The sequence below is a fragment of the Tabrizicola sp. T74 genome, assembly GCF_057219935.1.
On sequence record NZ_JBXVVT010000014.1, the window covers coordinates 1 to 12,130 of the forward strand.

General features: G+C 56.2%; 11 protein-coding genes and 2 pseudogenes. 9 read left to right on the forward strand and 4 right to left on the reverse strand.

The window, feature by feature from the left end:
• A pseudogene (locus AC2EAL_RS21635) lies at positions 1–92 on the forward strand (IS5/IS1182 family transposase); the annotation flags it as partial.
• 135 nt (positions 93–227) lie between these two features.
• Here AC2EAL_RS21635 and AC2EAL_RS21640 read toward each other — a convergent pair.
• Positions 228–1,154, reverse strand: a pseudogene (locus AC2EAL_RS21640) (IS5 family transposase).
• A gap of 547 nt (positions 1,155–1,701) precedes the next feature.
• Between AC2EAL_RS21640 and AC2EAL_RS21645 the strand changes: the two are divergent.
• Together AC2EAL_RS21645 and AC2EAL_RS21650 are read left to right on the forward strand one after the other, a co-directional pair.
• Entirely contained in the window at positions 1,702–2,529 is an 828-nt protein-coding gene (locus AC2EAL_RS21645; RefSeq protein ID WP_484726323.1) for a sulfotransferase family 2 domain-containing protein, read from the forward strand.
• A 62-nt stretch (positions 2,530–2,591) separates the two neighbouring features.
• Positions 2,592–3,449 carry a polysaccharide pyruvyl transferase family protein gene (locus AC2EAL_RS21650; protein ID WP_484726313.1) on the forward strand — a complete coding sequence of 286 codons (858 nt, stop codon included), beginning with the start codon at positions 2,592–2,594 and terminating at the stop codon, positions 3,447–3,449.
• A gap of 120 nt (positions 3,450–3,569) precedes the next feature.
• On the opposite strand, the gene AC2EAL_RS21655 is transcribed toward AC2EAL_RS21650, so the two are convergent.
• On the reverse strand, positions 3,570–4,526 hold the full coding sequence (locus AC2EAL_RS21655; protein WP_484726314.1) for a capsular polysaccharide export protein, LipB/KpsS family: 957 nt from the start codon (positions 4,524–4,526) through the stop codon (positions 3,570–3,572).
• Positions 4,527–5,245: 719 nt separating this feature from the next.
• Between AC2EAL_RS21655 and AC2EAL_RS21660 the strand changes: the two genes are divergently transcribed.
• Entirely contained in the window at positions 5,246–5,581 is a 336-nt protein-coding gene (locus AC2EAL_RS21660) for a hypothetical protein (RefSeq protein ID WP_484726315.1), read from the forward strand.
• A 172-nt stretch (positions 5,582–5,753) separates the two neighbouring features.
• Here AC2EAL_RS21660 and AC2EAL_RS21665 read toward each other — a convergent pair whose 3' ends face one another.
• Positions 5,754–6,962: a hypothetical protein gene (locus AC2EAL_RS21665; RefSeq protein ID WP_484726316.1), complete on the reverse strand. Its 1,209-nt coding sequence runs from the start codon at positions 6,960–6,962 to the stop codon at positions 5,754–5,756.
• Positions 6,963–7,643: 681 nt separating this feature from the next.
• Here AC2EAL_RS21665 and AC2EAL_RS21670 point away from each other — a divergent pair.
• Together AC2EAL_RS21670 and AC2EAL_RS21675 are read left to right on the forward strand one after the other, a co-directional pair.
• A complete protein-coding gene (locus tag AC2EAL_RS21670; RefSeq protein ID WP_484726317.1) occupies positions 7,644–7,949 on the forward strand; it encodes a hypothetical protein in 306 nt (101 codons plus the stop codon).
• A 110-nt stretch (positions 7,950–8,059) separates the two neighbouring features.
• On the forward strand, positions 8,060–8,710 hold the full coding sequence (locus tag AC2EAL_RS21675) for a hypothetical protein (protein ID WP_484726318.1): 651 nt from the start codon (positions 8,060–8,062) through the stop codon (positions 8,708–8,710).
• Positions 8,711–9,406: 696 nt separating this feature from the next.
• On the opposite strand, the gene AC2EAL_RS21680 is transcribed toward AC2EAL_RS21675, so the two are convergent.
• On the reverse strand, positions 9,407–9,925 hold the full coding sequence (locus AC2EAL_RS21680) for a recombinase family protein (protein ID WP_484726319.1): 519 nt from the start codon (positions 9,923–9,925) through the stop codon (positions 9,407–9,409).
• Between the two features lie 191 nt (positions 9,926–10,116).
• On the opposite strand from AC2EAL_RS21680, the gene AC2EAL_RS21685 reads away from it, so the two are divergent.
• From AC2EAL_RS21685 to AC2EAL_RS21695, 3 genes are all read left to right on the forward strand, one after another.
• Complete coding sequence (locus AC2EAL_RS21685; protein WP_484726320.1) at positions 10,117–10,332, forward strand: hypothetical protein; 216 nt, start codon at positions 10,117–10,119, stop codon at positions 10,330–10,332.
• A 109-nt stretch (positions 10,333–10,441) separates the two neighbouring features.
• A complete protein-coding gene (locus AC2EAL_RS21690; RefSeq protein ID WP_484726321.1) occupies positions 10,442–10,750 on the forward strand; it encodes a DUF3489 domain-containing protein in 309 nt (102 codons plus the stop codon).
• A gap of 183 nt (positions 10,751–10,933) precedes the next feature.
• Positions 10,934–12,130, forward strand: a 1,197-nt coding sequence (locus AC2EAL_RS21695; protein WP_484726322.1) for a S8 family peptidase, incomplete at its 3' end; no start/stop codon positions are given.

The following is a 12,130-nucleotide window of genomic DNA, read 5'->3' on the forward strand; positions in this document are numbered from 1 at the left end:
ACTGGCGACGTGTTGCTACCCGATACGACAGGTGCCACAAGGTCTTCCTCTCCGCCGTCGCTCTCGCTGCAACTGTCATGTTCTGGCTATGAAGCAAGAACGAGTCCTGACCCTAGCCTCGCCGGCAGCGCTGAGTGTAGTGTTGCAATTTGTTTTGTGTGAACGAGTAAGGGGGCTCTGTTGCACAAATCAACTGAGTGTCGAGGCTCCTCCTTCCCCGGAGATACTTATGCCACAGCTACTGTGACAGGGGTGCCGAGCGCAGTGAAGCCGTCAGGACGGCAACGCGCAGCTGGAACTCTGTGACCTGACGCTCGAAGTCTGGGCGGACAGACGCTGCCACAGCATTTTTGCACGGTGCATCTTGGTCTATGCACAGTTTCTCAGTGATACCCGCTCCATCGTCGCGAGACTGTACTTCCAACGCGCTTTAATGTGCGCAGGATTTCGTCGCGTGCGATGCTGCGGCGTTGTCCGGCTTCCAGGGCTTGGCTCCCTTGCAGGGCGGAATGATCGCGGCAGCCCCGCGAGTGGCGATAGAGTTATGGCACTTGCGGGTGTGGAAGGCGCCGTCGGCGGTGACGCTGTCGATCTCTTGCTCGGGAGGGATCTGGTCGGGAAGTTCGGGTAGCGTGGGCGGGTCGCCCACATCGCCGGTGGTGAACTCGGCCGCCCGAATCTCAAACAACTTCTCGTCGATCCCAATGTAGATCTTTCGCGAGACGCGTGGTGTCATGCCTCCGTGTTCGCGGGCGTTCTACTCCCCCTCGCCTACGACGTTGATCCCGGTGCTGTAGAGCAACAGGTGCCGGGTGCCGTCGGAACTCCGGTAAGGGATGTTCACCTTTAGGGCCCTTTGTCTCCGAGACAGGGTGCTCAAATTGGGCAATCCCCAGTCCACGCCGACCAGTCGCAGCAGGCTCTCGACGAATCCAGTTGGCTAGCTGAGCGCCATCCAGAGCAGCACCGTCGTCGTCAGACAGGTGCGGACGTCTGCGACGCTGTAGTCGCGCTGTTGGTCACGCTTGCCACTGTGCGCGGCCTCCCAAGTCATGGCAGGGTCGAACCAGATCGACAGCGAGACATGGCGCTTGAGCGCCGTGTATTGGCTGGCCTGTTCCGGGTCTCTTGGCCGGGGATGTTCGTCTGCTCATGCAGACCAGCTACCAGGCCGGATTCACGAGATGAATCTCCCACGGGACATGTGCAAAAGAGCCCATGGGATCTCTTCGTTGCTCCGTGGCTCTACCGACAGGGAACCACGAGACTTAGGAAGACAGCCTGCTTAGAGCGCGGTGGCATCAACTGACACATTCTGCGTCCCGAGGTATGTCAGAAACCCGCTCTGCATAGCTACCCCCGAAGACCACGTCGCTCCTTCGGCCTCGGAGGCGGACGACATTGATCTTCCGCTGTACCTACTCTATGAATGCATAAAGATGTGGCAGATCATGGCAGCCGCCGAGCGATTATGTATTCAGTGTCACAGGACAATGACCTGCGATCTGGCAGAGGTTATCAACCCTTAGGTGCCAAAACCGCCATCTACGCACTAGCTAGCAGTATTGTGCAGTTGCCCTTACGAGAAGATGAGACCGTGCACCGCAGAAAAGTTCAATCAAACGTGAGTAAGCGCAATGCAAGGAACGGCCGCTGTGAGTGAACCGCCTCACACGCTTCGCAAATAAGCTCGACAACCCAATGAACGAACGCTCAACTCGACACTATGTTCCAACCAATTCAAGTCAAGCTCAACGGCTAGCGAGGCGACTCCTTGCCATTGAGGAGCCGCGGATTCTGTACTTGTCAATCCCAAAATGTGGTTGCACATACGTCAAGAATGTTCTTTGGTACCTAAAGCATTCTACCTTTCACCCTAATCCTGTTCGGGTCCATGACGATGATGTACAGTTCTCGAGGGCGTCTGACTTATACTCGGATCCACGCCTGATCCAAGCGGAAGAAGTCGCATTTACCGTGCTCCGGAATCCGATTGATCGCTTTTTATCTTTTTACCTCGACAAGATAATTGGCAAGGGAAGAGAAATGTATGTTCCGTTGGCGCAGATATTGATTGAGCGTCACAGGTTGATAGAGACACCAGTCTCGCTGCGGGATCACCATTACAATTTATCCATACTCTCTGGCTGGATCCAACGCAACCTCGATGATGCGGTCGACTTGCCAAATGAAGCGCACTGGACGCCGCAAACTCATCGCGCCAACATTATGCAAGAATTCAATCTAAAGCTACTGACGCTAGATAAGCTGAGCATAGGCTTGGAGGCACTGCTTATGCAACACACTCCCAGTATTGCAGTGATCCTCTCGCGGGCAGAGCAAAACAGTTCAACAAAGACCCATCAGAAGGCAGAGCTATTGACTCCAAATATACGAAGGAGCATTAACGAAACCTATCGTGGTGACCGCCGGCTGTACAGGCGGACATCGTCTGCTTGGGAAAGCATCGCCGTCGCTACGGATGGCGCAATCAGGGTGCCCCGATACCGTGAGATTGTGGAGGCATAAGAGCTCGCGCCTTCGCCGGCTGGCTGGTCTTGAAAGTGAGAAATAGCTCAGAAGTTGAAACAGTGAAAATCTACCTTGTAAACGACACTTCTTCGTCCAATCATGCGGGCTGCAGAGCAGTAATGCGATCTCTAGAGAAGGTAATTTCGGAGCTGCCTGGGGCTAGTATCATTGGAAGGGTCGATCTTGCCTCTATGTCGGTTGACCCACATCTCTTTACAGTATCGGATGTCGTATTCATCAATGGAGAGGGAGCTATTCACCATTCCGGGCGTCGGGCTAAATTCTTACTTAACTTAATCCTCAGGGCAAAGCTATCCCGCAAGCGAATCGTGCTTGTAAACGCATTGTTCCAACAATATGAATGCCCAGCGACAGACTTGCTCAAAGACTTGACACTGTTGACAGTCAGGGAGCCCAGAAGTGCGGCATTTGCGAAGCGGTTCGGTGGTAATCCAACAACATTTCTGGATTCTGCGGCAGATCCCCAGTTCCTTGGATTGGGTAAGTCGCTACCTCTATATCATGGTTGCGTGATTGGTGGATTTCACGAGAAGGGACTGCTTTACGATCCCTTTGCTGGAATAGTAGGCCAAAGATTGACAATGAGGAATAATTCGTTTGAAGATATTGTCGCAACGCTTCGTTGCGCTGAAGTCTATTTGACGGCCCAGCATCACGGCGTGTATGCGGCTGCTTTAGCAGGCTGCCCCTTTGTGACCACGCCGTCTAATAGCCACAAGATTGAGGCATTTATTGAGTGGACTGGCCTACCTATTCCAATATGCATGAAAATAGAGGAGGTGTCCGCCGCAATGCTTTATGCAATGCGAAATCGATCAATGTACTCGGAACTTGCGGAATTCATGCAATCCCAGACAGTCCTAACTTCAAGAGTCTTGGCGTCTGCGTTGCTGTGACATTGGGGTTCCAGCCTCGCGAAGCGTATGCACTTCCACATAATTCAACGGAATTGCTGTACGCCTTCGCATAGATCACGCCCATCGCACTGCTTCGCGGCAATGTTCAGCGCAATACTTTCAGCGCAATACTTGGAATATTCTGTAGATCTGCGGATCTCGTCCTGATTTTGCAACGCTCTGCTGTAGGCGCGCAAGGAACTTCCGTGACTTTACCCTTATTGAGTGATTCCTGAAGTACCAATGAAGCATTCCGGGAAAGTCCCACTTTCTTTCTAATGCATCGGAAAGTTTTGTGGAAAACTCACCCTGATTTCGAACTGTCTCAACCAAGCTCGAGTGGTCAGTTCGTCCGAACACAATGGAAGGCTTGTTGTGCATAAAAGCCTCGAAGGTAACGGAAGAGTTCACTGAAACGACCGCCACAGCGCGTTCTATAATGTCGTGAACGTTTGCGTGTGTTATCCATAAATTGCCGCGGTTGTTCAAAGCCTTCTCTAAAGCACTAAGCCCAAGATCCACCTCCAACGGGTGCGGCTTTACTACGACTTGGCGTGAACCGCTGCCTTGCAGGACCTCATTAATCATATCAACCATTGACATGAAGTGCTGGCGCTTGGCGTATGGATACCGTCCCTGCAAGAAAACAGCAATGCAGCCCTCTGGAAGGCAATTTCCTGAGATTTGTTGATTGTAGCGTGATCGCCTTCGCTCGACAAACTCAGCCCTCAGTTGTTGTGCGAAGGCGTCTGCTGCACGGCGCCGCACTTGATGGGCATCAAAGTGATGGTTCCTTGCAGAGCTGTTCGCGAGTATACCGTCCGTGTCAACATGCCAGAAGCCTTCAAGGTACGAAAGTGAGGAATTGAGCCATCCAACGCCTCTCACTGACCCGCCGTGAACAAAGTGGAGATTGTTGTCTCCGGGCAAGTTTACGATTGTTCCGGTTGTTTGCTTTATCGGGTCGATTTCAATTTCTTCGCCGCACTGTTCAGCTAAGTCCGCAATTCGCTTGTAGAGCTCAAATCTAGATGCAATGCGCCAGTTACTCAGTCCATCGCGATTAAGGTGAAACACGATCCTTGGCGCCACAGTCGACTCCGTTTCTTGCCAGACTTTATAACCTCCGGCGCCTAAAGCCTTGGTTTACGGCATTTACATGTTGTGCCTCCAGTTTGTCCATTTAATTGAACGAGAATGTCCATTGCCGAAAGCCCCAGAAGGGTGTGCGTCGGTCACATTATCGCAGTCGGGGTTGTCTTTCAAGTTTTCCTAATGATGGTTCTCGCTTCTGGCGTTGAGTCGCTCAAGGAAGTTCTTCTGCGAGGGCAGGAGAGGACTTCGGTATGGCAGTTAAAGGAGGGTTTGCGACTGGAGGTTGGAGTGCCTTCCAGAGGTCCCTCGTGGCAGTGGGAGGTGGGAAGCACGGATCTACCGTCGATCGCTGCCACCGCGATCTGCTGTCATCAGTTGGGGCTTATATCCTTGTGGGGGATTGATTCTACTGAACTTCGCATGAACAAGAGGCTTAGGCGCCTTTGCGAGCCCCTTGACTCGGCGCTACACATTGCGATTTATGTATTGGCGGTTCCTGGCATGGTGGGTCTAGTGATGCTCGGGCCTGAACGCTTCTTGGCGCCTGATCAGAATTTGTAACACTTGCTTAGAATGTACTTTCATCGCTGAACTTATCGCTATTATAATCGAAGGTCAAAAGGGCTTGGAGTTCTGGTGTGCGCTGTTCGGACGGTCCGACGTGTCTTGTGGAAGATACCCAAATTCAAGGAGTTTTTGCGGTGGGAGGGAAGCTGAAGGTGTCCGTTCGTGACTCAGTGGTAGTTTGGGATTTTTCCGACTTTTCAATCGATCACAATACTCTCTTGGAGAGAGTTTCTGAGGTTTCGGCAGTTATTGAACAGGTAGTTCTTGCGGATGTTGCGCGGTTAGGTATGGATGATGATGAGCATGCAAGATTATTGCCTTTGTTTTTGGCTGCGGATCTGACCTACCAAGCTCGTTTGTATGCTGCTAAGGTTGCGGCACATGGGATGATTGATGTACTGGCCGGCAGGCTAACTGGTGCTCAAATGGGTTATCCAGAATTCGATGGCCCGCTTGACCTTGATGTGTGATTTCGGTGTTTCTCGACTTGTGGTGCGACGATTTTTGAGGAGTGCCCTGCAAGGTTCGGTCGAATTTGTTCGCAGTGAGCTGTGTTCCGATAGTCCGCCGATCTGTTACAGGGATAAGGGGTCCTAATGCACGGGCACGACATAAGATCGGTCGACGCATCTTTCTGTCTGCTCATTTGGTGTGTTTTCGCAGAAGCATGAATAGTTCGGTGTCAGGAAAGAGTGCTTTGAACTCCAAGAGTTTTTGAGTTTCTGTCTTGTTGGACTGCCTGATCAGGTTCTGGTAGCGCTTCCCCTTTTCTGTTGCTCCTAGTAGTCTGGTAGCCATGATGGCAAAGACCAGCCCCCGGTGATCTCCCGACGCGATGATTGCTTCCGCTTCACTAGGCATTTCCGAGGGATCGTTTTGCCTGAAGGCATCAAGCGCAAGCGGCAATCGATACCATCCTGGAACGACAGTGTAGCGATCTTTGACGGCCCTGATCTTGCCGACACCTGCCTCCCAGTCTCCTTCTAGACAGTCCAGCCACCCGATCTTCACGACGGTGTCCAGGTTTGAGGGATTGAGGGAGTTGGCCATTTGCAGTGCACGCCTCGCTTCGGAGAAGCGACCGAGTGCGGTCAGGATCGATCCAAGCGCCTCATGTCCGTCTGCGCCACTGGCGTCCAGTAGCAACGCCCGGTTAGCGGCTTCCAGGGCCAGGTTGATGCGCACATCCTTCGGATCGGCACCCGCTTCGATCCATTTCACGAGGCGCACGAACCCGAGCGCTGCCCAGATCTGGCTGACCTGTGTTTCCCGCTTGGCGAGATCTTCCAGGCAATCCGTCGCAGCCATGTATGTTGCGCTTTTGGTGAGATCGAAGGACTGCCAGGTTAGCAAGCATCGAAACTCCGAGGTTCCAGCCTTCCACTCCTGGTTCTCGTCATTCAGGCGTGCGCGCCCAACCGCATCGACCACCCCCATCGCGCCGCCAAGTTTCGACGCGATGCTGCTGATGGCGTCCAGCGTTGGTTGTGGACTCCCCATCGTACCCAGGGAATATCGGAGTTCTTCCGACCATAGGATCGTCCCCAGTCCATCCTTGAGCACGAGCCGAAGCTCGACTTCGAACGCATCTCCGTCAACGTCGATGGCGATGGCGGCACCATCCAGAACAAAGTCCTGCGCTCGGATTGGTAGAAGCGACGTTGAAGTTGGATCCATTACCCGGAATGTGCTGAAGGCCGACAGCTCGGCCGCGAGAAACTCCGAAAGCGCACGGTTCGGAAAGGACTCCGCAATCCCATCGTCCTTCTGAAACGGCCTGACAAAGAGCCTCGGAAACTGATCGGAAAAAGCTGCTTGGACTTCGGGGCTTTGAGCAGGCGGGCGAAGCAAGTACGCCACGAGTACTGAACCCACCAGGGCGGCAATTGCGATGGGCAGGAACTACCAGACCCGCCTGGATGGAGCCGTAGACGCTGTCGAGGCTGCACTCGATTGTGACCTGGTCCAGGGTCGCTCCAGTTCCACATGGCTTTGGCCTTTCGGGATCCGAAGCTTCAATGGGTCAGCGCGTCCTGGCCCCAAGTAGTACATTTCCAGGAGCTTTCTCAATCGCCCGACTTCGACGCGTACGATCGAGTCCTCGCTCGGATCAAAGGTCGAGGGTCGATCAAGCACATCAACCGCGATCGAATAGGCCTTTACAGGCACTCCAGGCCCAAACTTCTGATGATGATCCACTAGATACGTCAGCAGATTGTAACCGCGAGATCCGACGTCCAACGCACCGCTGCGGACGATCCGGTCGAGGGCATCAAGGCATTCGGCTAGGCTCGCCTCGCGTTTCTCTGCGGGCGGCAAGTTGATCGAGGCAGTTGTGCCCGCGCGGTCTTGTTCCATGGTTTACGTGCAATCTGCATGCCAGAATTGGCTGCAGGCTACGCTTCTTTTCGGACAACTCAAGCAAGGGTACTTTGCGCCAGATAAACTCGGACCCGGCTGACGACCGTAAGTGCAAGGTGATCAATTGTTCGACGGATTTCTCGGTCCGCGCGCTTTTCAAACAGCTCAAGAGTGGGTGGCATCGAAGATCTCGATCAGATCGTCAATGACCTGCCTCTCCACTTCACCCAGACCGCCAGCCGACTGAATAAGCTGCGCTTGGACGATAGCATGAATATTGCGTTCATGAATGTCAGCGAGCGTTGGGTTATCGTGTTGCACTCGCTCGATCTTTCCGAGCCAGAACAATGCCTTCGTGTTTCGCATATTGTACCAGAGTCTACCACCACACGCAGTTGCCTTGCCGATGATGGAGTTGACCGGAAGGTACGTGCGGGCACACTTGGCCCGGGAGAAGCTACGGACGATCAAGCTTGATGAGGCGCCTCACATTCCCTACGCCTGACTTCCCACCTCTTCGCGTCCTGATCCGACTTACCGTCAGTTCCGACGCAGTCGCCCCCAGGGAGGTGTGACCCTTCGCCCGGATGTCCACCAGCACCGGCGCCAGGTCAGCCGCGAAGGCCGAAGCGTTGGCTGCCACCGCCGCTCTCAGCGCCGCACCGCATTCGCAGGGATGGTGGGAGACTCGATCCTTGAATGTCGTTCAGAACAGTTTTCCCCAGCATACGGGATTTTCGGATGGCTTCCCCGAAGGAGCGCCCTATGATCGTTTCACATGCGAATATATCTATGTAACATGCAGAAGCGAGAGAGGTCCGGCCTTGGCATACAGTTTCAAAGTCTTTCCCGAGAAACGTGTCGCCTTCTTCCGGTTCTGGGATGATGTCTCGGCGGCATCGGCCAAGGAAGCCTTCGTTCAGTACACCAAGGATAAGAACTTCGATCCCACTTACCTGATGGTCACCGATGCCCGCGGCGTGACCGAGATCCACGCGAACTTTCAGAGCGTTCTGTTTGGAGTAGAGGGGCTCCGTGACCTACTTGCCAAATTCAAGCGTGGGACGATCAGCGCGATCCTGGTCCATGACAATACACAGTTAGGCTACGCAAGGATGCTGGAGCAGGTGCTCGCGTTCCTTTCGCCGATCACGGTTCGGATCGCATTTCGTGAAGACGAGCTTCGTACTGTAGCCCAGCGACCCGACTTGGACATCGAGTTCCTTGCGGCTGGCTGATGGTCGACCTTATGCAGAGACGGACTAGTCAAAAAGGGTGGAACATTGACTGCCAGTCAAGCCAAGTCAATCGCAGAGGATCTACTCGCTCGGTCAGGCGAAGGTCTCCTGACGGGGGATTTTGCCCCGTTTGCGAACTGCTTCATTCTCCCCCAAGACTTTGACACCTTCGAAGGCCGACGTCGAATATGTGAGCTCGAAGAACTTCGCGCGGTGTTCGACGGCGTGAGGGGGCACTTCGAAGCAACGAAGGTCACCATCATGGAACGCCATGTGGTAGCCGCAGAGTTCGTGAGCCAAAAGGAAATTCGATCAACCCACGTAAGCAGATTGGTCGCAGGAGGAAGAATTCTTAAGGCGACCTACCCAGGTATGTCGACCATCAGGTCCACTTCCGATGGATGGAAGGTAGCGAGTGCATCATATGCCCTGCCGCCGGATCCGGGCCATGAAGCTGCCCTGCGTGTGGGAGTTGTTCCGGACTAACCTATCCTAAGCAAGCGAGCGGCCGAACTGTCCCTTAAACCGGTGTTGCGCGAGACCATCCATTAGCCTCTTCACGTTCCCTACGCCCCAGCTCCCTTCGCGTCGCATCCTGATCCCTCGTGTCGTGAGCTCCTCAGCAATCGCCCGCTGCGAGGTGTGCCCGTCCAACTGGATGTCCGCGAGCACCGGTGCCAGGTCAGCGGCGAAGGCTTACAGCACTTGCCGAGACAGCCGCCCTGAGCGCCGCCCCACCTTTCCCGCCTGCCGCAGGCTTTCGGAACCGTTCGGGTTCCCGAGCTTCATCCAACGCGCTTCGCCGACCGCGAGTGACTCCTTGATCCGCCGGGAGATCGCTTCCCGCTCGGCTTGCGCGACGAGAGCCATGATCCCGACCGTCAGGTCGTTCGCTTCTAGCATGTCCACAGCCACGAACCGCACGCCGCTGTCGCGCAGGGCGAGCAAGAACGCCGCATTCCGGCTGAGCCTGTCCAGCTTTGCGATCACCAGGGTCGCGCCGGTAACTTTCGCCAGATGGAGCACCTCGGCCAGTTCCGGGCGGTCGGCCTTGCGCCCGCTCTCAACCTCGGTAAACCGCGCCAGAACCTCGGCGCCACGTGAGACTGCGAAGTCCTCAATCACCTTGCGCTGAGCTTCAAGCCCGAGCCCGCTCGCCCCTTGTCGCGCCGTGGAGACCCGCTCGTATGCCACCAGCCGCTGTCCTGCCGCCATCTTCGACCCCTGTACACACCTGCCTAACGTTCGTTGCGCAGTTACGTACACCGAGAGGCGCGGAAGACGTAGCGCCAAGTGGCGTGAGAGGTCAAAAATAGGTGCAAGAACAATGATCTAACGAGTTGATAGGTGCCCGCAGTAGAGCGAAGCTGATGGCAGGGCAACTCACCTGCCTGGAGGATCGGACGATGGCCCGGAAGACCGCAGCGACGAATGACAAAGCCCTCGACGCCTTTCTGGCTGCGAAGGCCGAGATCGACCGGCTCCTCGCCGAGTTGGCCGCTCTGAGTGCGGACCACTTCCATGCCAGTCCGGACGAGATCAGCTGGGGCCACGACGGAAGCGCGAACCACGTCCGGGAGCGCCTGCAGGAGATCGCGGACTTCACCACCGGCAAGGGCTGATCCCACCTGCTAGCCCTTGCGAGGCCTGCAGAGCCCCACAGCACGCCCCACGCGGGCCTTGGCCCCGTAGAAGGGCTGGCATGCCGCTGGCCCGGACAAGGAGGCCGCAATGGCACGCACCGCGAAAACCAAGGACGATACTGCAACCGAACCCGTCGAGGCATCAGACGCGCCCACCACCACCGAGACCGCTGCGCGCACGCCGCGGCCCGGCAGCAAGCTCGCGCAGGTGGTAGACCTGCTCGAAGGCGAGGCAGGTGCCACCATTTCAGAGATCATGACTGCGACGAGCTGGCAGCAGCACACCGTGCGCGGCGCCCTTGCCGGGTCCATCACCAAGAAGCTCGGCCGCATCTTGACCTCGGAGAGGATCGAAGACCGCGGGCGCGTCTACCGGATCGCGAAGACCGTGATCTGATCCATCGCTCGCAGAACCCATGCGGACGCCGCCTTCACAGGTCGGCGTCCGCAGCACTCATGATCATCGTGCCGTCCGGCAAGAGCTCGGAAAGAAACTGCCTTGTGGCCAAAGTGCCCTATTGACCGAATCGACGTCATTACCTGCAGTTGTACCAAGTGACGTGATCGAGAGGAGTAAACCGTGCGCCATTTTCTGCCTAGTTCATTGCGCTGCAAGTCGTTGTTGCTGTTGTCGTTGTCCACTTTGGCGCTGGCGGGCTGTGGCGGAGGTGATGAGGATGGCGGCGACTGGTTCACCATCTCGGGCAGTCCGGGCGGAAGCGGCACCTTGGGGTCGTTCTTCATGGCTTCGATCACCAATGAATGGCGCAATGCGGCGGCAAGCTTCCGCGAGAACAACCCGCGCTACATCCGGCAGGATGGGACCTTCACGATCAATGGCTCGCCGGTCTTCGCCAACCCGCTGCATTCGTCCCGCGTGGATTATGCCCATGCGTTGGGCCTGACCGGCGCGGGCCAAGTGATCGCGATTGTAGATTCAGGTTTTCTCACAACGCACGAGACCCTGACCGGAAGCATAGTCAGTGTAACGGGTGCTCCGGCCTCGACATGCCCACCCAATTCACAAACCGTATGCAATCTCGTTTCGCATGGCACGATGGTAGCGTCAGTCGCCGCCGGCGACTCCTCCACAATGGTCGGCGTAGCACCCGGTGCCAACCTGATCTTGAGCGACTGGGGGGCAGACAGCAAATTCGACCTCGCCGCTGCCGCCGATGAAGCGCGCAACCGCCGTGCGGTGGCGCAGAACAACTCCTGGGGTCTGGTCGACCAGAGCCAGAATGGCTTGCTTGCAACTCAAGCGAACTTTGACGCAACCTTCGGGGACCCCGGCGGGACGGCCTGGCTAAGCGCGCTGCGCAACTATGCCCTAGGAACAAGCGGCTGGTCGGGCGGCGTTGTCGTCTTTGCCATTGACAACAGTGACAACGGTTCCGCCGGAATCATGGATGGCCTGCCCCTCATTCCCAGTCAGAATGACCTGCAGAGGGCTTGGATCGCCGTCGGTAACGCGATCCCGGTCTTCGACGACAACGGCGTATCCGCCGTTGCCCGCCTGGACTCGTCGCCCTGCTATCAGTCCGGACCCTGGTGCATCATGGCGGACGGGGCCTGGGTGGGTGCCTCGGCTGTGTCGAACACGTCATATCAGTCGGCGACCGGATCGTCCTTTGCAGCCCCACAGGTCTCGGGTGCGCTGGCGCTGTTGGCGCAGGCCTTCCCGAACTTGACGCCGCACCAGCTGCGGTTGCGGATTCTTGCGTCGGCGGATAATACCTTCGCGGGGTTCACAGCGACTAACTCGGTGGACCTGGAC

What these genes read in the sequence shown, in the direction of transcription:
- AC2EAL_RS21675 (WP_484726318.1), top strand. Translation starts at nt 8,060, where the DNA reads ATGTCCACCAGCACCGGCGCCAGGTCAGCCGCGAAGGCCGAAGCGTTG.
- AC2EAL_RS21680 (WP_484726319.1), bottom strand. Translation starts at nt 9,925, where the DNA reads ATGGCGGCAGGACAGCGGCTGGTGGCATACGAGCGGGTCTCCACGGCG.
- AC2EAL_RS21685 (WP_484726320.1), top strand. Translation starts at nt 10,117, where the DNA reads ATGGCCCGGAAGACCGCAGCGACGAATGACAAAGCCCTCGACGCCTTT.
- AC2EAL_RS21690 (WP_484726321.1), top strand. Translation starts at nt 10,442, where the DNA reads ATGGCACGCACCGCGAAAACCAAGGACGATACTGCAACCGAACCCGTC.
- AC2EAL_RS21645 (WP_484726323.1), top strand. Translation starts at nt 1,702, where the DNA reads ATGAACGAACGCTCAACTCGACACTATGTTCCAACCAATTCAAGTCAA.